General features: G+C 68.8%; 15 protein-coding genes and 3 pseudogenes. 10 read left to right on the top strand and 8 right to left on the bottom strand.

Going from position 1 to position 25800, the window contains the following annotated elements; genetic code table 11:
- Positions 1-78: 78 nt before the first annotated feature.
- Both G3I60_RS17180 and G3I60_RS17175 read left to right on the top strand, forming a co-directional pair.
- Positions 79-1611: an MFS transporter gene (locus G3I60_RS17180; RefSeq protein WP_138353280.1), complete on the top strand. Its 1533-nt coding sequence runs from the start codon at positions 79-81 to the stop codon at positions 1609-1611.
- A 40-nt stretch (positions 1612-1651) separates the two neighbouring features.
- Positions 1652-2575 (top strand): NADP-dependent oxidoreductase, encoded by a 924-nt coding sequence (locus tag G3I60_RS17175; RefSeq protein WP_164293760.1) that lies wholly within the window; start codon positions 1652-1654, stop codon positions 2573-2575.
- 24 nt (positions 2576-2599) lie between these two features.
- On the opposite strand, the gene G3I60_RS17170 is transcribed toward G3I60_RS17175, so the two are convergent.
- The 4 genes and pseudogenes from G3I60_RS17170 to G3I60_RS45480 all read right to left on the bottom strand — a co-directional run.
- Entirely contained in the window at positions 2600-2926 is a 327-nt protein-coding gene (locus G3I60_RS17170) for a DUF202 domain-containing protein (protein WP_343240991.1), read from the bottom strand.
- A 3-nt stretch (positions 2927-2929) separates the two neighbouring features.
- On the bottom strand, positions 2930-3355 hold the full coding sequence (locus G3I60_RS17165; protein ID WP_244809106.1) for a YidH family protein: 426 nt from the start codon (positions 3353-3355) through the stop codon (positions 2930-2932).
- A 238-nt stretch (positions 3356-3593) separates the two neighbouring features.
- The gene (locus G3I60_RS17160) at positions 3594-4136 is read right to left on the bottom strand and encodes an NUDIX domain-containing protein (protein WP_307811541.1); all 543 of its coding nucleotides are present in this window, start codon (positions 4134-4136) and stop codon (positions 3594-3596) included.
- A 24-nt stretch (positions 4137-4160) separates the two neighbouring features.
- Positions 4161-4562, bottom strand: a pseudogene (locus tag G3I60_RS45480) (ASCH domain-containing protein); the annotation flags it as partial.
- Positions 4563-4699: 137 nt separating this feature from the next.
- On the opposite strand from G3I60_RS45480, the pseudogene G3I60_RS17155 reads away from it, so the two are divergent.
- Positions 4700-5242, top strand: a pseudogene (locus G3I60_RS17155) (NADP-dependent oxidoreductase); the annotation flags it as partial.
- Between the two features lie 187 nt (positions 5243-5429).
- Here G3I60_RS17155 and G3I60_RS17150 read toward each other — a convergent pair.
- Complete coding sequence (locus tag G3I60_RS17150; protein WP_164293758.1) at positions 5430-6605, bottom strand: DUF3533 domain-containing protein; 1176 nt, start codon at positions 6603-6605, stop codon at positions 5430-5432.
- A 132-nt stretch (positions 6606-6737) separates the two neighbouring features.
- Between G3I60_RS17150 and G3I60_RS17145 the strand changes: the two genes are divergently transcribed.
- From G3I60_RS17145 to G3I60_RS17140, 3 genes are all read left to right on the top strand, one after another.
- Positions 6738-8495, top strand: coding sequence for an acyclic terpene utilization AtuA family protein (locus tag G3I60_RS17145; protein WP_164293757.1), 1758 nt, complete (start codon positions 6738-6740; stop codon positions 8493-8495).
- A 112-nt stretch (positions 8496-8607) separates the two neighbouring features.
- Positions 8608-8781 carry a hypothetical protein gene (locus tag G3I60_RS44615; RefSeq protein ID WP_187144815.1) on the top strand — a complete coding sequence of 58 codons (174 nt, stop codon included), beginning with the start codon at positions 8608-8610 and terminating at the stop codon, positions 8779-8781.
- Between the two features lie 100 nt (positions 8782-8881).
- Positions 8882-9850, top strand: a complete 969-nt coding sequence (locus G3I60_RS17140; protein WP_164293756.1) for a pirin family protein — start codon at positions 8882-8884, stop codon at positions 9848-9850.
- 566 nt (positions 9851-10416) lie between these two features.
- Here G3I60_RS17140 and G3I60_RS17135 read toward each other — a convergent pair.
- Complete coding sequence (locus G3I60_RS17135; RefSeq protein WP_164293755.1) at positions 10417-14358, bottom strand: LamG domain-containing protein; 3942 nt, start codon at positions 14356-14358, stop codon at positions 10417-10419.
- 1046 nt (positions 14359-15404) lie between these two features.
- Here G3I60_RS17135 and G3I60_RS46805 point away from each other — a divergent pair.
- From G3I60_RS46805 to G3I60_RS45475, 3 genes and pseudogenes are all read left to right on the top strand, one after another.
- Positions 15405-21206, top strand: coding sequence for an RHS repeat-associated core domain-containing protein (locus tag G3I60_RS46805; protein ID WP_164607402.1), 5802 nt, complete (start codon positions 15405-15407; stop codon positions 21204-21206).
- A complete protein-coding gene (locus tag G3I60_RS17125; RefSeq protein WP_164293753.1) occupies positions 21203-21829 on the top strand; it encodes a hypothetical protein in 627 nt (208 codons plus the stop codon). The genes G3I60_RS46805 and G3I60_RS17125 overlap by 4 nt, the downstream gene beginning before the upstream one ends.
- 240 nt (positions 21830-22069) lie before the next feature.
- Positions 22070-22234, top strand: a pseudogene (locus G3I60_RS45475) (pirin family protein); the annotation flags it as partial.
- A gap of 47 nt (positions 22235-22281) precedes the next feature.
- On the opposite strand, the gene G3I60_RS17115 reads toward G3I60_RS45475, so the two are convergent.
- Positions 22282-22875, bottom strand: a complete 594-nt coding sequence (locus G3I60_RS17115) for a TetR/AcrR family transcriptional regulator (protein WP_343240988.1) — start codon at positions 22873-22875, stop codon at positions 22282-22284.
- A 91-nt stretch (positions 22876-22966) separates the two neighbouring features.
- Here G3I60_RS17115 and G3I60_RS17110 point away from each other — a divergent pair, with 91 nt between their 5' ends.
- The gene (locus tag G3I60_RS17110) at positions 22967-24199 is read left to right on the top strand and encodes an alpha/beta fold hydrolase (RefSeq protein WP_164293751.1); all 1233 of its coding nucleotides are present in this window, start codon (positions 22967-22969) and stop codon (positions 24197-24199) included.
- A 201-nt stretch (positions 24200-24400) separates the two neighbouring features.
- On the opposite strand, the gene fahA is transcribed toward G3I60_RS17110, so the two are convergent.
- Entirely contained in the window at positions 24401-25648 is a 1248-nt protein-coding gene (gene fahA, locus G3I60_RS17105; protein WP_164293750.1) for a fumarylacetoacetase, read from the bottom strand.
- Positions 25649-25800 lie beyond the last annotated feature (152 nt).

The following is a 25800-nucleotide window of genomic DNA, read 5'->3' as shown; positions in this document are numbered from 1 at the left end:
TCTGTCGAGTTGCTTGACGACATCAAGCATCCAAGTTGTGAAGCAATGGTGTGAAGCAATGAGAAGGACCCGCCAGCCATGAGCCAAGCCACCACCGCACCCGCCGAAGCCGGGCACCGGAACGAGACGGTCATCGTCTTCGCCCTGAGCCTCGCCGCCATGGTCGTGTCGATGATGCAGACCCTGCCCGTCCCGATCCTGGGCCTGATCCGCAACGACCTCGGCACCTCGACCGCCAACGTCAGCTGGGTGACCACCGCGACCCTGCTGTCCGCCGCGGTCTTCACCCCGCTGCTGGGCCGCTTCGGCGACCAGCACGGCAAGAAGCCGACCCTGGTGGCCGTACTCGGCGTCATGGTCGCGGGTTCCGTCATCGCCGCCCTCGCGACCTCCCTGCCGCTGCTGATCCTCGGCCGGGTGCTCCAGGGCGCCGCCACCGCGATCTTCCCGCTGGCGCTGTCGGTGCTGCGCGAAGAGGTCCGCCCGCAGAAGCTTCCCGGTGCGATGGCACTGGTCAGCGGCACCCTCGCCTTCGGCAGCGGTCTCGCGCTGGTCGCCACGGGCCTGCTCACCTCCGGCCCCGACGCCGACTACCGCAACGCGTTCTGGATGGCGACCGGCTTCGCCGTCCTCGCCCTGGTCGCGGTCGTCACCATGGTCCCCGCGACCCGGCACAAGACCGGCGGCCGCACCGACATCCTCGGCGCGCTCACCCTCGGCATCGCCCTCCTGCTGCTCCTGCTGCCGATCTCGCAGGGCCACGAATGGGGCTGGGCCTCCGGCCGCACGCTGGGCAGCTTCGCCGGCGCCGTCGTCATGGGCGCCGTCTGGGTGCTGACCGAGCTCAAGGTCCGCGAGCCGCTGGTCGACATGCGGATGTTCGTCCACCGCCCGGTGCTGATGGCCAACCTCGCCGGGATCCTCGTCGGCTTCGGCATGTTCGCGAACTTCCTGGGCGTCTCCTACCTCGTCCAGATGCCCAAGGCGCTCACGGGCTACGGTTTCGACGCGTCCATCCTCCGGGCCTCCGTCGAGTTCCTGCTCCCCGGCGCGATCGTCTCGCTGCTCGCCTCGCCCATCGGCGGCCGTCTCGTCCGGCACCGCGGCCCGCGGGTCGTGCTCGGCCTGGCCGCAGTGCTCGGCGCCGCCGGCTTCGGCTGGCTGGCCCTCGACCACAGCCACACCGCCTCGGTGATCGGCGCCGGCCTCATCGTCGGTGCGGCCGTCAGCTTCGGCTACGCGGCCATGCCCGCCGTCATCATGGCGAGCGTCCCGCACCACCAGAGCGGTATCGCCAACGGCATCAACTCGATCTCCCGCTCCACCGGCAGCGCGATCGGCAGCGCCGTGGTCACCACCATCCTGGCGTCGAAGACGATCGAGCACCTGCCCGCCGGAGCACCGCCGCTGCCCGCCGAATCCGGCTTCAGCCTCACCTTCGGTATCGCGGCCGTCTCCTTCGCACTGGTCGGGCTGGTCAGCTGGCTCGGCTTGCGGACCAACCACGGACCCCGGACCGTCGAGGTGACGGCTTCCGCCGCCGGTACCGTCCCGTCCCCCCTCAAGGCGGCCGAGCAGTCCGACGCGACCGACAAGGCCGGCGTCGTCTGATCCCCGCCCGATCCCCCCACGGCGTACAGGAGCCATCACCATGAAGGCCGTCAGTTACCGCAGCTACGGAGGGCCCGAGGCCCTGGAGTACGGCGAGCGCCCCGACCCCAAGGTCGGACCGGACACCGTCCTGGTGAAGGTCAGGGCCGCGGCGGTCAACCCCGTCGACTGGAAGGCGCAGGCCGGCTACCTGGACTCGATGCTCGACGCGGTCTACCCCGTCATTCCCGGCTGGGACGTCTCCGGCGTCGTCGTCAGGACCGGTCCCGACGTCCCGGAGTTCGAGGAGGGCGACGAGGTCATCGGCTATGTGCGCGAGGACTTCCTGTCCCGCGGCACGTTCGCCGAGTACGTCGGCGCCCCGGTCCGCACGCTGGCCCGCAAGCCGTCCAACCTCAGCTTCGAGCAGGCCGCCGGCCTTCCGCTGGCGGGCCTGACCGCCTACCAGGCGCTCCTCGGCGAGCTGAACGTCGGCAAGGGCGACACGGTCCTCATCCACGCCGCGGCGGGCGGCGTGGGCTCCATGGCCGTCCAGATCGCCAAGCACCTCGGCGCCCGGGTGATCGGCACCGCGGGCGAGCGCAACCATGAGTACCTGCGCGGGCTGGGCGCGGAACCGGTGACCTACGGGGACGGCCTCGCCGACCGCGTACGGGCGCTGGCCCCCGACGGCGTGCACGCCGTACTGGACCTGGTCGGCGGCGACGCCCTGACCGTCTCCCCGGGCCTGCTCGTCGACAGCGGCCGGCTGGTCTCCATCGCCGACCCGGCGGTGCTGGGCATGGGCGGCCGGTTCCAGTGGGTGCGCCCGGACGCCACGGACCTCTCGGCCCTCAGCGACCTCGCCGAAGCCGGTGTGATCACCGTGGAGGTCGCCGCCACCTTCCCGCTGGAGCGGGCGGCGGACGCGCAGCGGCTCAGCGCCGAGGGCCACACCCGCGGCAAGATCGTCGTCACCATGTGACCCGTCCGGTCCCCGGTCCGGGCGTCACCACAGCACGGCCGCCCCGAAGACGGCCAGCGCCACCGTGCACCCCACCACCGCCGCGGCCGCCCGTGATGTCATCACGGGCGGCCGCGGCGCGTCCAAGAGGCGGATCCTGCGCTGGGCGACGAGCAGGAAGGCGAGCCAGACCAGGGCGCCGAGCGCCACTCCCACGATCCCCACGCCCGACAGCCCCCGGTGGACCGCCTGCCGGCCCGCGAGCACCGCGGCGACCGCGCACGACAGGGTCGTCCGCCGCCAGGCCAGCCGGGTCCGCTCCGGCTGCAGACCGGGATCGCGGTCCCGCACTCCCGCGGGCCCTTCCGGCACGGCCTAGCCCGCCCGGCCGAGCAGCACGATCGCCACCATCACCACCGCGATGCCCGCCACGAGCACGGCCAGCAGCGTCGGGAAGCGGGAGAGCGGCAGGTCCTCGTTCCGGCGCATGGCCCGCTCGCAGCGCACCCAGTAGTTGACGGCCCGCACCGCGCACATCGCGCCGCCCACCAGCAGCGCCAGCGCCAGGACGACCCGGACGGTCCGCGGCAGGTCCGGCAGGAACTGGTCCACCGCGAAGCCGCCGCCGATCAGCGCCAGCGCGGTCCGGATCCAGGCCAGGAACGTGCGCTCGTTGGCCAGCGAGAACCGGTAGTCGGGCGTCTCGCCCTCCGCCTGCACCCGGGCCGGCGAGAACCACAGCCCGACCGCCGACACCCCGGCCCGCAGCCTGCCGGGCAGCGCCCGTACGAAGACGATCACCCGGTCACTGTACGTCCGGACCCGGTGCCGGACCCGGACGCCGGGTGTCCGGCCGGTGTCCGGCGGGTGAGCGCCCACCGTTACGGGGCCGGAGCGGCCCCGGCCCCGTCGGTCGATGGGTCAGCGGGCGAGCGGCGCGATCACCCAGCGGCGGGTCACGAAGCCGCCCTCCGGGCCGGTCCGTGCGCACCGGGCTCCGGTTGTGGGCTTTCACCAGCACGTTCTTCAGCCAGGACGGCTACGCCACAGGAGGCCGCCCCCGCCACTCACGCAGCCTGTGGAACGCGTCGAGGCCGTCCGGGACCCACTCCCATTCGGACAGCCGCCGCTCCAGTTCGCCATCGGTCAGGAAGGTGTGCCAGGCGACCTCCTCGACCTGCGGGGAGACCGGGAGTTCGCACCGCACCTCGTACACCTGGGACCACCAGGAGTGCCCGTCCCGCTCGTAGAGGAACTTGAACAGCGGTACGGGCCGCGCCAGTCCCGACACCCCCAGCTCCTCCTCGGCCTCCCGCAGCGCGGCCTCGTCATACGTCTCGCCCGCTCCGACGACCCCGCCCACGAACATGTCGTACAGCGAGGGGAAGACCAGCTTCACCGCGGTGCGGCGGTGCACGAACGTCCGTCCCTCGCCGTCCTTCACCAGCACGAACGCGCAGCGGTGCCGCAGCCCGCGGGCGTACGCCTCGGCCCGCCGCTCCTGCCCGACGACCTCGTCGTTCTCGTCGACGATGTCCAGCAGCTCGTCCGCGGAACGCGGTCGGGCGGGGGCGCCGGTCACCGGGTCGAGGCGTTCCACGACGCGGAACCGCTGGGCGACGACCAGGGTCTCGTCGGTGACGGTGAACTCCGGGTCGCCGATCGCCTCGCGCATCTCCTGGCTGTGCCAGAACCCCTCATGGTTCGCCCGCCACTGCGCGACGGTCCGGTCGCCCTCGCCCTCGTCCACCGCGTGCGCCAGATCCACCTCGGCGAGCGGCAGGACGCGGACCTCCGTGGTCTCCAGCACGGCCACCGGCCGGTCCGCCGAATCGATCAGGGCGGACCGTTCGCCGACGACGGGCAGCGCGTCGCCGCAGTACTCGTAGTCCTCGACGAGCCCGGTCGTGGAGATCTTCTCCCCGGACAGGACCGCGGCGACCAGCCGGTCGCGCAGCGGACCGGGGAAGCCGAGTTCGAACGGCGGGAGATCATCGTAGGAGCCCATGGAGCCAGCCTAGGTCGTGGCGTCAAAGGCCGGGCAATGGCGTCAAAGGCGTTTCCTGGGACGGCTCCTGGCCCGTGGCGGCGGCGCGCGTGGCGCGCAGTTCGCGGATCAGGACGCGCACGGCGAGCGACCGTGCCATCTCCGGGGTGGTGACATGGCCGACGTGCCGGGTCGGGCGGCCCCAGGGACTCCCCACTGCCGGGAACTTCGCCTTCGTCGAGGAGGCCGTCCCCGTACCGGGCCCCGGTACCGCCCTGGTCGAGAACATCTACCTGTCCGTCGATCCCTACCTGCGCGAGTTGATGGACGAGGGCGGCTGGGATCTCCACGCGTCGCTGGACGGCCGCGCGATCGGCCGCGTCGTCGAGTCCCACGACCCGGCGCCGGCCGTCGGCGGCCTCGTCCGGCACCGGGTCGCATGGCGCACCCACGCGCTGGTGACGGCCGCCGGCGCCCGGGTGCTGCCGGATCTGCCGGGAGTGCCGCTGTGCGCCCACCTCAGCGTGCTCGGCGGCACCGGCCTCAGTGCGTACGTCGGCCTGGCGAAGGTCGCCCGCGTCCAGCCGGGGGAAACGGTGTTCATCTCGGCCGCCGCCGGCGGCGTCGGCACCGCGGCCGGTCAGATCGCCCGGCTGCTCGGCGCCGGGCGCGTCATCGGCAGCGCCGGATCCGCCGCCAAGGTCAAACACCTCACCGAGGACGAACACCGGCAAGGCGATCGTCCAGGTCAGCCCGGTGTGACCGCACCGGTCACGTCAGCCGGGTGTGATCGCACCGGTCAGGCCAGCAAGGTGTGACCGCACCGGTCACGTCAGCCAGGTGTGACCGCACCGGTCAGGCCAGCAAGGTCTGACCGCACCGGTCACGTCAGCCCGGTGTGACCGCTCCGGTGACGGGATCCGCGGCACCGGCGGTACCGGCGCCCGCCCGGCGGTCGCGCACCACGACGGTGGCCATCGCGACGACGACACCGGCGACCGCGTACGCCGCCAGCACCCACAGCGGGCCGGCCGTCGCGCTCCCGCCGAAGTACACGGTGTTGCGGACCGCCGTGGTGCCCGCGCCCGGCGGCAGGGACTGCCCGATCGCGCTCCAGAAGCGCGGCAGCAGCGACGCCGGATAGACGCCGCCCGCGCTCGGATTGCCCATCACGACGAAGAGCAGGATCGACAGCCCGATGCCGATGATCCCGAAGAGCGTCTGCAGAGCCGTGGTGACGGCGGCGGCCGCGAAGACCACCAGCGCGCCGATCGCCCACAGCGCCACGAAGTGGCCTGTCAGCGCTGAGAACACCGGATCCACGATGATCGCCCCGCCGAGCCCGGAGACCACCGAGAAGAGCGCGAGGGTGCCGAGCCGGATCGCCGTACGGTGCCGGTTGACCGGCCGGGCGCCGCCCGCCACACCCAGGATCGAGGCGGTCAGATAGCCGCCCACCACCCAGCCGATGACCAGGTAGAACGAGCTCAGGCCGCGGCCGTCCTCCTTGTTGGGGGCCTTGATGTCGGTGACCGTCACCTGCCGGTGCTGGGTCTTCTCGACGCTCTGCGCGATCTGCGCGGCGGTCTGCGACACCGAGGGGCCGCCCGCGGACGCCACCAGCAGCGAATCGGTCTTCCCCGCCGGGTTGATGAGGATCGCGGCGTCCACCGTACGGTTCATGATCTGCCGTCGCGCCTCGGCCTCGTCGGCCACCACGACCGCCTTCACCGGCTCGCCCGGCAGCCCGTTGAGCTGTGCGGCCACCTTGCCCGCCACCTGCGCGGGCGCCACGACGGCGGCCGGGATCCGGTGCGGGGTGGGGGAGTGGAACGCGCCCAGGTACGACACGATGAAGGCCAGTTGGATCAGCAGACCTCCGACGACCAGCAGGAAAGCCCGGAAGCTGATCGCGTCCCGCAGCTCGGCCGCGAACCCGCCCGATCCGTCCGGCAGCGCCGGAACACCCCGTGAGGCGCCGGAATCCGGGGTGGTGGAACCGGAATCCTGGGCGGTGGAAGGTGTTTCGTCCGGCGGCGGAGGGGTCGTCCCAGCAGAGCTCATGCACGAACGTTAGGCGGCCTACGCTTCCGACGCGAGAGGGGGTGCTCCGTACGGGCCCCTTGCCGGGTGGCCACTACACGCGAAATGCTGCGCGCGGCCACCACTGCCCAGCACCGACCAGGAGTGACCGTCATGCCGGCACCGTTCGACGTCCTGCGTATCGCCAACTGCTCGGGCTTCTACGGCGACCGGCTGTCCGCCGCCCGCGAGATGGTCGAAGGCGGTCCGATCGACGTATTGACCGGTGACTACCTCGCCGAACTGACCATGCTGATCCTGTGGAAGGCACGGCAGCGAGACCCCGACGCCGGCTACGCCGTCTCCTTCCTCGCCCAGATGCACGAGGTGCTCGGCAGCTGTCTGGAACGCGGCATCAAGGTCGTCGTCAACGCGGGCGGCCTCAACCCGGCCGGACTCGCCGCCAAACTCGGCGAACTGGCCGCGCTCGGCGGCCTCCACCCCACCATCGCCCACCTGGAGGGCGACGACCTCCTCGACCGTCTCCCCGAGCTGCGCGAGAAGGGTCACGGGTTCGCCAACCTGTCCACCGGCCGGCTCCTCGCCGACTCCGGCATCGAGCCCGTCACCGCCAACGCGTACCTCGGCGGCTGGGGCATCGCCCGCGCGCTGCGCGCCGGCGCCGACGTGGTCATCTGCGGCCGGGTCACCGACGCCGCGCTCGTCACCGGACCGGCCGCCTGGGCCTTCGACTGGGCGCTCGACGACTGGGACCGGCTCGCCGGGGCGGTCGCCGCGGGCCACATCATCGAATGCGGCGCCCAGGCCACCGGCGGCAACTTCTCCTTCTTCACCGAGATCGAGTACCCGGTGCACCCCGGCTTCCCCATCGCCGAGATGCACCCCGACGGCTCCTGCGTCATCACCAAGCACGAGGGGACCGGCGGCGCGGTCACCGTCGACACTGTCACGGCGCAACTGCTCTACGAGATCGAGCGGCCCGAATACCTCAACGCCGACGTCGTCGCCCGCTTCGACACCCTGCGCCTGGAGCAGGAGGGCCCCGACCGGGTCCGGGTCACCGGCACCCGCGGCGAGCCCGCGCCCGACACCCTCAAGGTCTGCCTCAACTACCTCGGCGGCTTCCGCAACAGCGCCACCTTCGTGCTGACCGGCCTCGACATCGAGGCCAAGGCGCGGTTCGCGGAGGCGTCCCTGCTCGACGCGACGGGCGGCAGCGACCGGTTCGACGAGTTCGACCTGCGGATGGAACGGCCCGCGGCCGACACCGCCCGGCTGACGCTGACCCTCAAGGACCCCGACCGCGACAAGGTCGGCCGCGCGCTGTTCACCGCGGTCGCCGGCACGGCGCTGGCGAGCTACCCCGGCTTCTATCTGGAACAGGCGTCCCCCCGGCCCACCGAGTACGGGGTGTACTGGCCCGCGCTGGTCGCCGCCGACGAGGTGCCGGCCCAGGTCGTGCTGGCCGACGGCACCAGACTGGACGTGCCGAGGCCGCCGACGGTGGCGCGGGTGCGTCAGGAGCGGCCGGCCGCCGGCTCCGAGCCACGCCCGGCCGTGCCGTCCGGCCCCACTGTCCGGGCACCGCTCGGCCGGCTGGTCGGTGCCCGCTCCGGCGACAAGGGCGGCGACGCCAACATCGGCCTGTGGGCCCGCACCGACGAGGCCTACGCGTGGCTCAGCGCCCACCTCGGCGTCGACGAGCTGCGGCTGCTGCTCCCGGAGGCCGCCGAGCTGGAGGTCGTCCGCTACGAACTGCCCAACCTGCGCGCCCTCAACTTCGTCCTGCACGGCCTGCTCGGCGAGGGCGTCGCCGCCTCCACCCGGCCCGACCCGCAGGCCAAGAGCCTGGGCGAGTATCTGCGGGCCCGCCCGGTCGACATTCCCATGGATCTTTTGCCTGGAGCGTGAATCTCTTTGCCCGGCGTGTAGATCTCTTTGCCCAAGTGCTGACGGTCGTCTGCGTACCGTAGGAAGCGGCCCACCGCAAGAGGCGGGTGGGCATTCCGAGGGGGGCATTTCGATGGACCAGTCGATTCTGCACAAGGCGATCTTCCTGCTGCGCGACTGCCACGAGTCCGAGCAGCAGGTGGTCACCCGGCTCAAGGACTACTTCCCCGACCTGGACCTCAGCGCCCGCGAGCGCTACACCAGCGAGGCGATGGACCTGGTCCACGGAGTGCACCCGGGCATCTGACAGGCGTACGGCATCAGGGACCCGTCGGCACGGACCCGTCGGCAGGGACCCGTCGGCACGGAACCGACGTTCAGGCGGGCCGGTGCGCAATGATCGGGGTATGAGCAACCTCGATGTGAAGCCCGCACCGACCGTGTGCGGCGGCCGCGAAGACGTCTCGGCCGAGCCCGTCCACGAGCTCCTCACCGCGCGCACCGTCACGCTCGGCGAGAGCACCCAGGTACGGCGCCTCCTGCCGAACCTGGGCCGCCGGATGGTCGGCGCCTGGTGCTTCGTCGACCACTACGGCCCCGACGACATCGCGCGCGAGTCCGGGATGCAGGTCCCGCCGCATCCGCACATGGGCCTGCAGACGGTGAGCTGGCTGCACGACGGCGAGGTGCTGCACCGCGACAGCCTCGGCAGTCTGCAGACCGTACGCCCCCGCGAGCTGGGACTGATGACCTCCGGCCGGGCCATCTCGCACTCCGAGGAATCGCCGCGCGACCACCCCCGGCTCCTGCACGGCGCCCAGCTCTGGGTCGCCCTCCCGGAGGCCCACCGGAACACCGCGCCGGCCTTCGAGCACCACGCCGACCTGCCGGTCGTCACCGGAGGCGGCGGTCTGCACGCCACCGTCATCATGGGCGAACTGGACGGCGCCGTCTCACCCGGCACCACCCACACCCCCCTCGTCGGCGCCGACCTCGCCCTGGCAGCGGGCACCGACACCCGCCTGCCGCTCCGCCCCGACTTCGAGTACGCGGCCCTGACGATGTCCGGCGAGGCCGAGGTCGACGGCGTACGCCTCGCCCCAGGCTCGATGCTCTACCTGGGCTGCGGCCGCCGCGAACTCGCGCTCCGCGCCGACGTGGACAGCGGCCTGATGCTGCTCGGCGGCGAGCCCTTCGACGAGAAGATCGTCATGTGGTGGAACTTCGTCGGTCGGTCGAACGAGGACATCGCACAGGCCCGTTCGGACTGGATGACCGGCTCCCGCTTCGGAGATGTAAGGGGCTACGACGGCGCCCCGCTACCCGCTCCCGAACTCCCGCCAGTACCCCTCAAACCGCGCGGACGCGTGCGCTGAACTGGGCTTCGATCCGGGGGACGGATCGCCCGGAGGTGTCGTCGCCACAGTCGGGAGCATGAGACAGGGGCGAGCGAACGAGCCTCCTGGCGACAGTCCCGGGGGCGAACCGTGAGTCGCGGGTTTGGTCGTCTGTAATCGTCTCTGGTCAGCCTTATGCTGACCCAATGCTGACTTACCTGATGGTTAGTCAGCTCGGTGCTCGAAGCACTTCGCCTCGTCGCCAAGCGCCACATCAACAAGCCGAGGCTCTTGATGACCGGCCCGAGGGCAGTGACTTGTCTCCGCCCGGCGTAGCCGCGGGTCCGTGTGGAGAGAGCCGACAAGAGCGCGTTCAGGGATGCATGTGGCGGCCATTGACGTCGACCGCGCGTCATCGCGTCGGTGTGTGGCCACGGCAGAGGTCGCTCAAGAATGATGGAGCGCTTCGACCCGCTCGGGACATTGCGACCGGCCATTCCCGCGGTTGCGTGGACAGTGGTTGCCAGGATGCGTCGGGGAAGAGCAGCGACGTCACTGGGCCCGCAGCGCAGGCTGCGGGCCCAGTGGACGGTGTGATCGGTGGGTCAGGAGGTGCTGTAGAGGTTGGCGGCTTGTTCGGTGGTGAAGGCGTAGGGGTAGATGCGGGTGTCGCTGATGGTGGCGTTGGCGGGGTTGTAGAGGGTGGCACTGCTGGTGAGTTGGATGGCGCCGATGGTGAGGTGGCCGGGGGAGTGCCAGGGGGTGGGGTTGGTGGCGGCGCCGGCGTAGTGGCCGTTGACGTAGAGGGTTGAGCTGTGGGTGGTGGCGTCGTAGACGCCGGTGAGGTGGGTCCAGGTGCCGGTGGTCGCGGCACCTGGTGCGGCGTCGGCTGAGGGTGCGGTGTTGGCCATGGTGTCGCCGGTGGGGGTCATGAAGGTCCAGGTTTTGGTGTCCGGCCGGTAGCCGAGGTCGAAGGCCTGGCGGGTGGTGCCGCCCTGGGCGACGAAGTACTGGTCGCCGGTGAGGGTGTTGAGCTTGACCCAGGCGGAGATTGTGTAGCTTCCCGCGGTGTCCACGGCGCCGAACGCGGAGACGAGCGCGGAGGTGCCGGTGAAGGCGGCGGCGCCGGGGGTGGTGGCGGCGTGGTTGGCGGCCCAGGTGACAGTGCCGACGGGGGCGGCGTTGTTGCCGCCGGAGGCGTCGTTGGGGGTGCCGTTCAGGAACCACTGGTTGCTGCGGCCGGTGAAGTACTTGACCGCACTCTTGGCGGTGCCGTCGGAGCTGACGCCGTCCCAGGTGACGATCTTTCCGTTGCCGGAGGAGGCCCAGAGGTCGGGGATGCCGTCGCCGTTGAGGTCGCCGTCCGAGCCGATCAGCGGGAACGCCGTGGTGGTGATGCCCCCGCCGATCGCGGTGGCGGGGGATGCGGTGACGCCGGTGACGGTGGTGTAGGCGGTGCCACTGTCGTCGGTGGCGGCGGCAGTGGTCAGGGCGTACTGGAGGATGTCGCCGGCGGTGTGGCCGCCCGCGGTGGTGCGGGCCCGGGCCCACAGGGCGGGCTTTCCGGTGGCGAGGGCGTCGCCAGGGATCATGAGGTCGTAGTTGTCCCAGCCGCCCTTGGCCACCAGCGTCGGGGCACCGAAAGGTGAGTGTTTGCCGTTGGCGTCATAAGCGCCGGAGCTGGTCTTGGGGTAGAACCACAGGTTGCCAGCTTCGACGGTGAGGATTCCAGTGGCGTCGGTGGTTTTCAGATCCGGGGTGAGGGTGGTGCTCGCGGAGCCGATCGGGGTGATCTGGTTGGCGTAGGCCCAGGTGGCACCCGGGGCCCAGGTGGATCCGGCAGTGAGGCCGGGGCACTGGGTGGTGTCGCCGACGCAGTCCGGGCGTGGCAGTTGGAGGCTGGCGGCGTTGAACTTGCCGAAGTCAGTGCTGTTGTTGGGGTAGTAGTAGAGCTTTGTCCCGCCGGTCTTGGTGGGGTCGGAGTCGGGTTTGGTGGGGTTGCCGTCCTGGTGGACGAAGAGGTCGTCGACGGGGGTCCCGGCTGCTGTTGTGCCGCGGTGGGTGATGCGGAAGTTCTTCCAGGTGGTGGCGTCGGGCGCCTGGGCGGCGGTGGCTGCCTGGAGGGTGGGGGTGGAGTTGAAGGTCAGGCCCTGGCTGTAGTTGAGCAGCGCGCCGGTGGTCGGATCGGGGGCGAGGACGTCGGCGCGACCGTCGGTGGTGACGTCGCCGTAGGCGAGCGGGGTCGGGACCCAAGGGACGTAGAACGGGTAGGACGTGCTCTGGGTGTTGCCGGCGTTGTCCTGGGCCTCAAGGTAGGCGATGTTGGTGCCCCAGTGCGTTGGGCGCACCTGGACGGTCCCGGTGGGCAGGGCGCTGCCGCAGTGCCAGGTGGCGTCGGCGAAGGCGGGGTCGAGGCTCCAGCGCATGCAGGCCAGACCGGAGCCGACTCCTTCTGCCGGAGCGGGATCGACGGCAGTGAAGGGGATTTTGCCCGAGTCACCGACATGCATCGTGGTGGTCTGGCCGTTCCCCGAGGGCGGGAAGGTGTCTCCTGGGTCGTCGACCTGCTGGTCCGAGGTGGGCACGGTGACGGTGGGCAGGGTTTTGTCTATGCGGAAGTGGCAGATGGTGGATGCCGCGGAGGCCAGGATGCCGTCGCTGGTGGAGGCTCCCCAGGCGTAGGAATGGCCGTCTTTGAAGGCGGTGGCGGGCACGGTGAAGGTGACGGTGTTTGGTTTGGCGATGTTGGAGTCGACGTAGCCGGTGTAACCCTCGCCGACATGGGTGTTGCCGGGGGTGGCGTCTTCCCAGACGGTGAAGTAGGCGCGTACCGACTGGCCGACAGGGCTGGTCACGGTCACCGGCAGTTGAACGCTCTGCCCGTCGTGGGTGCCAAGGAAGGCGCGGTTGGTGGGTGCGGTGGCCGTCTCGCAAGGCTGGGTCGTGTTGTTGGAGGCGGTACGCGGGGTCGGGATGGGCGTCTTGACGGTGGGCGGGTTGGGGGCTTTGTCGTACTGGATGTACAAGACGGGGTTGTAAGTCAGGTGTTTGAAGCCGTTCGCGTTGGACTCATCGCCGTGCAGGCCGAAGGCGAGGGCGCCGTTGTTGACGTATTTCTGCACGTGGGCGGTGATGACGTAGCCGAAGGGCACGTTGCCGGTGCAGCCGGAGTTGCCGGTTCCGCCGACTTGGTCGGTCAGGCCGAAAGGGGTGTCGCCGCTGTTGTGGTTCGCCCAGGTGTAGTCGGCGATGGGGCCGGTGGCGTAGAGGGAGACCGGGTAGGTGTCGGTGCAGGACCACGAGGCGCTCTTGGTCTGGGAGAAGGTCAGCGTGGCGTAGTGGATCGTGGAGTTGGCGATGGCACCGAGGTTGTTGAACTGGTAGTAGGGGCGCTCGGTGTCGTGCGGGCTGCAGCTGCCGCCACCTGAGTACGTGCCGCACAGGCCCAGGGCGGGAGAGCTTCCCGTGTTGTGAATTCCCGCGTGGGCGGATTGGATCCAGGTCCATTCGGGATTGATGCCGCTGAAGGCGATCCATTCCGGGTCGATGTAGACCGGGTAGTGGGTGCCGGGGCCGCCCAGCACGCCGGGTACCGGAGTGATGGTGACGGAGTCGCCATCGGCGGTGGTGGGCATCGTGGCGCTCTGCGCGCCCGGTCCGGGGCCGTCCGACGTACTGACCTCCGCAGGGGTCCCGCTCTCGGTGTCCTGTTGAGCAGCAGCCGTGGAGCTCTTCGCGGTGGCCGGGGCGCTCGCGGTGGTGCTGGAGTCCCACATCTGCGGTGCGGAAGCGGTGAACTCTTTGGCTCCGCTGGCGGTATCAGTGGCGGTGAGGTTCCCGGCGCTGTCCGCAGCGATGTTGATCCCGACGCCGGTGGTGGCCAGGTCCAGGGTCTTGAGCGCCGGGTTAGCCGCGGCAGCTGCGGACTTGACGATGACGACGTGCTTGACGCTGCCCCGCACAGTGGCGGTCACCTTCAGGTCCACGTCGGGCAGGACGTTGGCGTACAGCGCGCTGTCGCCTGACATGGTGGGGGCGGGCAGAGTGAACGGCACGCTGAGGGAGAGTGTCTTGCCGGCGGCGTTGGTCACGGCGGCCAGCGGGCCGGTGCCGCCGTGCGATAGGCGTACGGGGGTGATGGCGGCCTTGGGCGACAGGCTTCCGTCGGCGTTGGGGTGCAGGGTGGCGTCCACCGGCACCCATCCTCCGGCGATTTTGGCCCGAGTGGGCTGGACGCTGGCGCTGGTGCTGTAGCTGCCGTCCGGCTGGACGGATGTCTGCTCGAACTCAGAAGTCAGCGCGTCAATGACGACCGGTTGCCCGGTTTCCCTGGCCTTCGCCTGCGCGGCGGCAGCAGCGGCTTCATCAGGTCCGATGATCGCTGGTTGCTGGTTCCCGGCCGGATCGGCCGGGGTGTCCGCCGAGGCGGCAGGTGCGAGCGAGAGCAGTCCGGCCGCTAGGGCGATGACGAGCGCGGCGACCCCCGTGCGGCGGAGAGGTCTGCCGCGGCGCCAGGGTCTGGGAAGGCCAAGAAGGGCAGAAGGCATGAAGATCCCCGTTCCGGGTCGTACCGGTGGCGCAATGACCGTGCGCACGATGGGCCACACCCGTCACAGCGGTCAAGGCCGCCCCCAACTGGAGCCGAACACTCCTCCAGCGATGTCCCGGTCTGATGCCCCTGTGACATGGGTCACTGGGTAAACGGCGGGTCAAGTGCCCGTCACTTGTGTCACACAAGGCCCTACGGTCCGTGTCATTCGCGCGCAACTCTGTGCGGACGGGCAAGACCCGAGGGGGAGTTGTGCAGGGTTCGAGCACCGGTGCGCGCACCAGATGGAAGCTGCGCGGCAGGCATGCACTGCTGGGTTCGGCCAGCGTGCTGGCGGTTTTCGCCGCCCTGCTGACGCCGCTGTCGGCCGAGGCCATCGCGGCGGCGCAGGCACCCGATCCGGGGAAGATCTGGTCCCCGCCCAACACCGCGCTCCCGCAGACGCCCTCGGTTCCCGGGCATACCGCTCCGGCGCCCGCGGTGGCCAAACTGCCTTATGCCGTGCCGGGGACGAGGGCGCCCAGCAAGGTCGCGCCCGTCCCCTTTGGGAGCATGGCCACAGCCGCTGTTCCCGCTGCCAAGGCCACTGCCGGTGCTGTCCGAGCAGGGAATCTGCCCGTCTGGATAGCCCCCTCCAGCACCACCAGGCCGACTGCTAGCAGCACTGGAGCGTCGGTTCGTGTCTCGGTGGCCGATCAGAAGGCGATAGCGGCAGCGGGTCTCCCGGGCCTTGCCGTAACGCTCGCCCGCACCGACGCAGCCCCCGCCGGGCGAGTCCAGGTCGGCATCGACATCAGCTCCGTTGACGCCGCATGGGGAGGTGGGTTTGCCCAGCGCTCCCGGTTGGTCAGCCTCCCGGCCTGCGCGCTGACCACCCCCACCGTGCCGGCCTGTCGTACACAGACACCGGTGTCGTCCCACTACGACGCCGCCACTCACCGCCTGGTCGCGGACGTCACCCTGCCCACTGCCGCACCGAGCCCGGCCCTGTCCACCACACCGAAGTCGCCCTCCATCGGTGCCACCGCCATCACACAGCAGATCGTGCTTGCACCGATGAGCAGTCCGGCCGGGTCAGCGGGCACCTTCGCGGCGACCGACCTGGCTCCCAGCGCGAAGTGGACCGCCGGATCGTCGAATGGCGGCTTCGGCTACTCCTACCCGATCCAGGTTCCCCCGGCCTTGGGCGGGTCGGCACCGCAACTGGCGTTGTCCTACGACTCCTCGTCAGTCGACGGCCGGACTTCGTCGACTAACGCTCAGGCGTCCTGGATCGGCGACGGCTGGGACTACAAACCGGGCTTCATCGAGCGCTCCTACAAGTCCTGTGACAAGGACGGCCTGCAGTACTCGGGCGATGAGTGCTGGGGCGGCTACAACGCAACCCTGTCCCTGGACGGGCACTCCAGCGAACTGGTGCGCGACGACGACAACGGCACCTGGCGGCTGAAGGACGACAACGGATCGAAGGTCGACTTCCTCACCGGAGCGAGCAACGACGATTCGCGCGGCGAGTACGTCCGCGTTACCACTACGGCCGGCACGGTCTACTACTTCGGCCTGAACCACCTGCCCGGCGGCGACAAGACCGACCCGGCCAGCCACTCCGCATGGGCAGTACCGGTCTACTCACCCAACAGCGGCGACCCTTGCTACGACGCGGCGAAGGGCAAAGGCTCGTGGTGCCAGATGGCCTGGCGCTGGAACCTCGACTACTCCGTCGACGTCCACGGCAACCTCACCACCTACACCTACACCGCCGAGGGCGACAGCTACTCCCGCGGCGGCGGTCAGAACAACGGCACCGGAACCCTCACCCCCTACACCCGCAGCGGCGCGCTGCGCTCCATCAACTACGGCCAGACGCTGTCCGGGCAGGTCGCCGCCAAGGGTGCGGCCAAGGCCGCCGCCACGATTTCCTTCAACCCGGTACCCGAGGGCCGCTGTGACACAACCGGCGGCTTCACCTGCACCGGCGCAACCTTGTCGAAGACGAACGCCGCCCACTGGCCGGACGTGCCCTACGACCAGCACTGCGACGCAAATCCGTGCACCAACTACGGCCCCAGCTTCTGGTCCAACCAGCGCCTGGCCTCCATCACCACCCAGGTGATGTCCAACGGCACGTCCAAGCCCGTCGACTCCTACACGCTGACCCAGTCCTTCCCCGATCCGAGCGACGGCACCAGCAAGGGCCTATGGCTGGACAAGATCCAGCGGACCGGGCTGGACGGACCCAGTACCCCGCCGCTGCCGCCCGTCATCTTCACCTGGGCGATGAAGCCCAACCGGGTCAACGGTATGGACCTGGTCCCCGCACCGGCCATCTTCAACCGGCCCCGGATCAAGAGCATCACCACTGAGACCGGCGAAAACATCGTCATCGACTACAGCCTGCCGGTTTGCTCCCGGGTAAACCATGTGATGCCTCCCTCCGCGGACGACAACAAGATGAAGTGCTACAACGTCAAGTGGTATCCACCGGGCTCCATCTACGGCGAACCGCCGGCATCGGACTGGTTCAACCGCTACACCGTCGATCAGATCACCGAGAACGACCTCGTCGCCGGATCCCCCGCAAAGATCACCCACTACGGCTACGGCGACGCGGCCTGGCACCGCAACGACTCGGAGCTGACCGAGAGCACCGACCGCACCTGGGACCAATTCCGCGGCTACGCGACCGTGACCACCACCACCGGCAGCGGCCAGGACGGCCCCATCACCCAGTCCGTCACTAAATACCTGCAGGGCATGGACGGCGACGCCCTCGCCGCAGGCGGCACCAAAACCGTCACCGTCGACGACTCCCTGGGCGAGCACGTCACCGATGACGACTGGCTGTCCGGGCAGGCTCTGGAAACCGACAGCTACGACAAGGCAGGCGCAGGCGGGAAGGTCACCGCCTACACCGTGCACCGGGCCACGGCCCCCTTCCCCACCGCCACCCACAAACGAACCGGCCTGACCGGCTTCAACCTGGTCGCACGGTACGTCTCCACCAGCGTGGTCGAGACGAAGAGGGGTTTGAAGGCCGACGACACCTGGCGCACCACAGCTACCACCTCCACCACGGACCCCGGCCATGGAAACCGCACGGACAGCGTGCGCACGACAGCCGACGGGCTCCCCGAACAGTGCGCCCTCACCAAGTACGCCGTCGGCACCAGCGCACAGATGATTGGCCTGGTCGCCGAGACCAGGACCATCTCGGGCAGCGGATCGTGCACCGCGACTCCGACGGCGGCCAATACCGTCTCGGACTCGCGCGTCCTGTACGACAGCCTGGCCTTCCAGAAGGCCGGAGCTCTCGGGGATGCGACGTCCGGCCAGACCCTGGACCGTTACGACGCCTCAGGCGCTCCGGTGTTCGTCACCACGGGCCTGACCGGCTACGACTCCTACGGACGAACGACCTCGGCAACCGACCCCAACACCACGGACGCCCAGCACCTCAGCGGCGCGACAACCACCACGGTCTACACCTCCGCAAAGAGCGGCGAACTCCCGAACACCATCACGGTCACCACCCCCGCGCCCGGCAGTACCACCGACTGGAAGACAACCACCACCCAGGACATCGCCCGCGGCCTTCCCCTGAGCGTGGTGGACGCGAACGGTAAGACGACCGTCGAGGCATACGACGCGCTCGGACGCTTGAGCAGCGTGTGGCTACCCGGTCGCACGACCAGTGACAGCGCGAACACGACCTTCGCCTACGCGATCAACGGGACCACCGGACCATCGTCGACGACTACCTCCACGCTCAAGGAGGACGAGACCTACGGCCGCTCGGTACAGATCCTCGACGGGCTCGGTCGCCCGCGGCAGACCCAGACCATTCCGGCACTGTCATCGCTCCCCGGGCGCCTGCTCACGGATGTTCTCTACGACTCCCACGGCTGGACCATTCAGACCCGGGCGCCGTACTACGACGATTCCAGCGCTCCCAACGGCAACCGGTTCATTCCCGATGATGAGGTCAACTCCGAGACCAGCACCGTTTTTGACGGGCAAGGACAGGTCACCGCCTCGATCTTCAGCGCGAAGGGCGTTGAGCAGTGGCGCACCACCACGGCCCGCCCGGGTGTGGACGAGACCGACGTGACACCGCCCAGCGGCGGCACACCCACCACCACGTTCACTGATGCCCGCGGCTTGACCAGCCAGCTGTGGCATTACCGCACCGCTGGCGTCACCAGGCACGCCAGCGACGCCGATGTCACCAGTTACACCTACACCCCGGCCGGCAAGTCGGCGACGCGCACCGACGCCACGGCAAAGAACACCTGGAGCTACGGCTACGACCTTCGCGGCCGGCAGATCACCGTCACTGACCCCGACACCGGCACCACTGCCCAGACCTACGACGGCGACGGCCGACTGGTCACGAGCAAGGACGCCCGCCAGCAGACTCTGGTCTACAGCTATGACCTGAACGGCCGCAAGACCGGCCTGTACACGGGCAGCATTGCGCCTGCCAACCAACTGTCGGCCTGGACGTACGACACCGCCGCCAACGGTAAGGGCCAGCCTGCTGGTTCCACCCGCTACGTCGGCGGCATCACCGGCACGTCCTACAGGACCTCGATCCTCGGATACGACAACGGCTACCGCTCCACGGGCGCCACGCTGACCGTCCCCGGGTCCGAAGTCGGTCAGACCACACCGTTCACGTACACCACCAAGAGCCACTACGATCCGATCACCGGGAAGATCAGCGCCGTTGATGTCCCCGCCCTCGGTGGTTCCAGTGCTGAGACACTGGCGAGCTACTACGACGTCAACGGCCCGCTCATTCTGACCACCGGGCAGATCACCTACGACCTGCAGACCAACTACGACGTCTTCGGACGACCGATCCGCACCACGCTGAACCCGTGGGGTACCCAGGTCGTCGCCACCACCAACTACGACCCAGCCACTGGGCGGGCGGTGTCGGACCTCATCGACAAGCAGACCTCCACCAACGGAGCGGTCGACCAGTACACCTACACCTACAACCAGGCCGGCCGAACCACGTCCGTCAGCGACATCCAGAACAACACCCCGGCCAAGACCGACCTGCAGTGCTTCACCTACGACAGTCTCGGCCGCCTCACGACGGCCTGGAGCGACACCGGCAGCACCACCACCCAGCCTCAGCCGTCCGTACCCGGCATCGGCGGCTGTACCCACACCGCCCCCACCAGCAGCGGCACCACCACCGTCGGCGGCCCCGCCCCGTACTGGACCAGCTACGGCTACGACCCCACTGGCAACCGAACCACCCTCACCCAGCACAACACCGCCGGCATCACCGCCAATGACGTCACCACCACCCAGACCTTCGCCCCAGCCGGCCAGACGAACCAGCCCACCACCGCAGTCGGCACCGGAGGCGGCACCGGTGGCCCACACAGCCTCGCCGCGACAACGAGCACTGGCCCCAACAACCCGGGCACTTCGGCCTATCAGTACGACGCGGTGGGCAACACCACCAAGGTCACCACGGCCGGAGCCAGCACTACCCTGACCTGGAACGGCGAGGACAAACTCGACTCCCTCGTCAACAGCACGGGCACTACCACCTATCTGTACGACGCCGACGGCAACCAGCTCATTCGCCGCGACCCAGGCAAGACCACGCTGAACCTCGGTGGCGACGAACTCACCTACAACACAGCGACCAAAACGCTGGTCAACACCCGGTACTACCCCCAACCCAACGGACTGACTATCGTCCGCCAGGGCACGACCCGCACCATCCAATTCAGTGACGGTCACGGCACCGCCGCCCTCGCCCTAGACGCCACCACCCTGGCCGAATCCCGCCGCCCCCTAGACCCCTTCGGCAACCCCCGCGGCACACAGCCCGTCACTTGGACCGGTGACAAGGGTTTCGTCGGAGGCACCCAAGACCCCGCCACCGGCCTGACCAACCTCGGCGCCCGCGAATACCAACCCACCACCGGCCGCTTCCTCAACCCCGACCCACTCCTTGACGCCACCAACCCGCAGCAATGGAACGGCTACGCCTACGCCAACAACAACCCTGTCAACCTCTCCGACCCCACGGGCCTGTGCCCCGTGGACCTCTGTGGCGGTGGCGAAGGAAAGGGCGGTACCAACGACGGCTCTGTTACCCCCGTTGACCCCTCCAGTTCGGTGTACTGGCCCGTCGCTCCCGGCACATCCAAGGACGACAAGAGCGGAAGCAGCGACGAGAAGGAGAAGCAGAGGTACGAGAGGGATAACCTCCCCGGCAATCTGAGCCCTCTTTATGCGAAAATTCTATATTATATGTACTCTGAAATGCACACCAATGTCCATAGCGACTCCGTGCTTGATATGGCCTGCAATAACAATCTAAAGATATGCGCAGCCAAGGAGTTCCTTTTTGATGGAGATCTGACTCGAATGCTTGAGCCCGATTCAGTCGGGGCCATCATCGCAATGAAGGAATTCTACGACAAAGTGGCGCCGGGGCACGTGTGGGATCATAAAGACAAGCTATTGAACGGTTTTGGACTGCAGGCGAGTGGGAATCGCTACATTCCTATGCTTTCGGGTGATCCAACATGGAAGGTGCTGTTCGATACTTGGTCGAATATTCACTTCGGCTACGTGGGGCGCGCTGCAGGTTTTTCGCGCACGATGTTGATGCTTGCCCAGGGTGGACCAAGCTTTCTTGTGGGAAAATCGGACCCTGGGGGAGGTGACGGGATATCCGTCAAACTTGGAATGGATCTCTACGATAGGTACGGCAAGGGAATGACGATTTCGCAGCTGCATGAGGGGATCGTCGACACCTTGAAGACATGGAATTCCGTCCACGATGTAGGTGAAGGGGTCAAGGCAAAATGATTGGTTCATCGCGCATGTGGCGCCAGTGGGGCTGCTTCGCGCTCCTGGGTGCGGTGATGGCTGGATGTGCCCAGCCTAATGGCAAAGAATCAGATTCACGTAATCCGGCGCCCATTCCGAAAGCCGTGATTGCTAAGCCGTCATCGATGCCGAGGGTATGCGGAAATATCAAAAGCATTCGAGCTTTTGATGGTAGCCCCGATGAGCACAAGCGGGATACCTCGGTCTGGTCTCTGCGAGAATGGTCGACCGATAAGAGCTGTGCGGTGGGAGTGGTCGTCTACTCCTACTTGCCGGCGGGCACGGCTGGTGATGCGTTCAAAAAATACAATCTAGAGACAGATTATGGGGATGACTGGTATGCCTCCCCGGATCGTTTGAGTGTTCCCGCCGCAATGTCACCCGATAGCGCAGAGTATCTCTGCTTGAATCGTGTGGATGCTCAGCATTGCGGGCAATGGATCTACTGGGCTCGCTATGGTGGGTATTTGATCGAGTTGAATCTGCTCTCCGATGGCCTGAAGTCGAATTATGTAAGCGAGGGAGAATTCAGAGGACTCTTGCTGGAGTTGGACTCAAGAATGCGTTCCATTGCGGTAGCTGCTCCCGTGAAGTCGACATGAAAGATCGACGTACCCAGTCGGTTAAGTTGGGAAGCGGGACAGTGCCAGATTTCCTGCCATTCTTGTCGTTCTGGTGAGAGGGCGCCGCTGAGTACCGGAACTCGCGATAGCGCTATTGTCCATGGGTATAACGTCGCAATGGCGGCAAGGGCAACCAATTGTGCCGACGGGTGATGCTGACATTTGCTGACTTCAGCCAGGTGTGAGGTCTCTGACCTGCGGAAATACATCGGAATGAACTTGTGGTGGAACTTCGTCGGTCGGTCCAACGAGGATATCGCGCAGGCCCGTTCGGACTGGATGAGCGGCTCTCGCTTTGGGGATGTGAGGGGCTACGACGGAGCTCCGCTGCCCGCCCCGGAACTGCCTCCCGTGCCCCTGAAGCCGCGGGGACGGGTGCGCTGAGCCGGGCTTTCGATCCGGGGACGGATCTTTCTTCGGGTGACGGTCGCTCAGGCCGTTCCCGGCTCACCCGTGTTGCCGAGCAGCCGGTCCACGAGGAGTTCCGGGTAGCCCGTCGCAGGGGGGTCGATGCCGAAGATCGCTCGTAGGTAGAGCGGTGCGATGAGCTGGTCGAGGATCTCTTCGAGGGGCGGGGGGATCTCGCCGCGGGCCGCGGCCCGCTCACGGATGCGTTCGATGGACTGGATCCGGCGTTCGAAGTGCTGGGCGCGTTCCCCCTGCGCCGGGGCGCTGCCCGGCATCGACAGGGCGACGGCCCGCACGAGGAGCCGGCCTTCGGGTTTGCGGATGCTCGCGACCCCCGCTTCCGCCCAGGCGATGAGGTCGCCGCGCAGGGTGCCGGTGTCCGCCAGCGGCCAGTCGCGCTCGAGCCGGGCGACGACCACGTCGGCCAGGAGCGCCTCACGGCTGCCCCAGCGCCGGTAGACGCTGGTGTGGTTCACCCCGGCACGCTGCGCGATCGCGGGAATGGTCAGGTCCGCGCCCCCGGGGTCGGACAGCAGGTCGATGACCGCCTGATGGACGGCCGAGCGGACCTGCTCGGGGCTCTTGCGGATGCGGGGAGTCGACGGTTTCGGGGTCACCCCCACATCGTAAGCACAAATATTTGCTTCGCTGCGCCCGGAGGGTCTACAGTTCTGGTGTACGCACAGATCTGTGCTTAAGGAGAGCGTGATGAAGCAGCTGCTGTTCCCGGACAACACCCAGTTCTGGTACGAGACCCTGCGGTCGATGAGTCACATCGCTTATGGCGGCGCTGATTTCGGTGAGGTGGTCTCGACGTGTGAGCGCATCGTTGAGGGTGATTACGACAGTTGGCACACGGAGTGGCTCGCGACGGCGGACCGGGTGGCCGGCGAGGCGCGGATGGCGCTGGAGGCCGGTCACCCGGTCAGTGCGCGGGACGGGTTCTTGCGGGCGTCGAACTATTACCGGTCGGCTGAGTTCTTCCTGCACGGTCACCCGTGCGACCCGCGCCATGACCATGCCTACGACCGCAGCGTGGCCTGTTTCCAGGCGGCCGCCGCGCTCTGCACTCCGCGGATCGAGCCGGTCCGTATCCCGTACGAGGGCACCACGCTGCCCGGCTACCTCTACCGGGCCGACACCACCGGCGCACCCCGCCCGACGCTGATCATGCACTCCGGTTTCGACGGCACCGCCGAGGAGCTCCACTTCAGCGGTGCGCTGGCGGCCGTGGAGCGCGGCTATACGGTGCTGACCTTCGACGGCCCAGGACAGCCCGGACCGCGCCACCGCGAGGGGCTGGTCTTCCGCCCCGACTGGGAGAACGTCATCACCCCCGTGATCGACTTCGCCGAGACCCTTCCCGAGGTCGACACCAGCCGTATCGCGCTGCTGGGCTCCAGCATGGGCGGTGTGCTCGCCCCCCGGGCGGCGGCCTTCGAGCACCGCCTGGCCGCGCTGATAGCCGTCGACGGTGTCTATGACCTCGGCCAGATCTCCGTCCGCAACATCCCCGGCGACCGCGCCGCGGCCGAACGTCTCCTGCGCGCGGACTCGGCCCCTGAACTCGACGCGGGCTTCGAGCAGCTCATGGCCCAGGACGCCACCGCCCGCTGGGCGATCAACCACGGCATGTACGTCATGGGCGTCGACACCCCCCGCGCCTTCAGCGCCTCCTACCTCGACTACACCCTTCACCACGGCATCGCCGAACAGATCCGGTGCCCCACCCTGGTCTGCGACGCCGCCGACGACGAATTCTTCAAGGGCCAGCCCGAGCAGCTCTACCACCACCTGACCTGCCCCAAAACCCTCATGGTCTTCACCGCCGAAGAAGGCGCCGGCGCGCACTGCCACCCCGGCGCCATGCGCCTGTCCCTCGCCCGCATCTACGACTGGCTCGACGACACCCTCGCCAGCAGCACCGCCACCACCGTCTGAACGAGCCGGACAGCACCGGCAGACGAAGGCAGCGCCCGCTAAAGGACCACGCGGCGCAGACGGCACACGCCCGGCAGCGGACAAGCGCCCGCTGGACATCGTCGCAACGACGTCCAGCGGGCGCTTGTGTGCGGTCGGACGGCCCTGCGGCCGTGACCGTCAGGCGGAGACTGTCAGGCGGAGACCGTCAGGCCGTGACCGTCAGGCGGTGGGGCGGGGCACGATGTGTCCCGCCACCTCGCCGAAGCCGATGCGGGTTCCGTTCGGGCCCGGTGCGGTCGCGGTGATGACGACCTCGTCGCCGTCGTCGAGGAACGTGCGCTCGCTGCCGTCCGCCAGTTTCAGCGGCTCCTGGCCGTTCCACGTCAGCTCGATGAGCGCGCCGCGTGTCTCGCGCTCGGGACCGCTGATGGTGCCGGAGGCGAAGAGGTCGCCGGTCCGCAGGGAAGCGCCGTTGGCGGTCATGTGCGCGAGCATCTGCGCATACGTCCAGTACATGGCGGCGAACGGCGGGCGCGAGACGACATGGCCGTTCAGCCGGACCTCGAAGGCGATGTCGAAGCCGGACGGCTCGGCCGCGGCGTCCCGGTCGTCGAGGTACGGGAGCGGCTCGACGTCGCGCTCCGGCGGGGCGGTGCGGGCCTGCGCGAGGGCGTCCAGCGGGACGATCCATGGCGACACCGACGTGGCGAAGGACTTGCCGAGGAACGGGCCCAGCGGCACGTACTCCCATGCCTGGAGGTCACGGGCGGACCAGTCGTTGACGAGGCAGACGCCGAAGACGTGCTCGGCGGCGTCGGCGAGCGCGACCGGGCTGCCCAGCTCGGTCGGCGTGCCGACGACGAAGCCCAGTTCCGCCTCGATGTCCAGGCGGCGGGACGGGCCGAAGTCCGGAACCGGGTCGGCCGGGGCCTTGCGCTGCCCGGACGGGCGGGTGATCGGCGTGCCGGAGACGACGATCGTGCCGGAGCGGCCGTGGTAGCCGATCGGCAGGTGCTTCCAGTTGGGCGTCAGCGGCTCGGAGCCGGGCCGGAAGATCCGGCCAAGGTTCGTCGCGTGGTGCTCGGACGCGTAGAAGTCGACGTAGTCGGCCACCTCGAACGGCAGGTGGAGGGTGACGTCGGCGCGCGGCACGAGGCACGGTTCGACGGCCGTACGAAGGGCCTCGTCCGTCAGCCACCGGGTGACCGCGGCGCGCACCGCGGTCCAGACCGGCCGGCCGGCGGCCAGCAGCGGGTTCAGCGAGGGGGCGTCGAGCGCGGCGAATCCGGGTTCGGCGAGCGCACCGACCGCGCGGGCCGCCGCGCCCGCATCGAGAACGTGGTCACCGATGGCGACACCGATCCGGCGCTGTTCCGGCCGGTCGGCGGTGGTGAAGACGCCGTACGGCAGGTTGTGTACGCCGAACGGAGAGTCGTCAGGGACGGTGAGCGGGCTGCTGGCGCTCAACTGGCCTCCAGGGAGAGAACGAACGTCCCGAGACTATCTCCCGCCTCCGGGGCTCCCGTCTCAAGGGCCGGACGTGGCCGGAGGCGGGCCGCACGCGGGGCCGGGCGCGGGGGCCATGCACCTGCACCGCACCTGCGCCGCGGCAACGGTAA

The organism is Streptomyces sp. SID13666, assembly GCF_010548325.1.
Classification (GTDB): domain Bacteria; phylum Actinomycetota; class Actinomycetes; order Streptomycetales; family Streptomycetaceae; genus Actinacidiphila; species Actinacidiphila fildesensis.
This window is presented reverse-complemented; position numbering and strand designations above follow the sequence as displayed.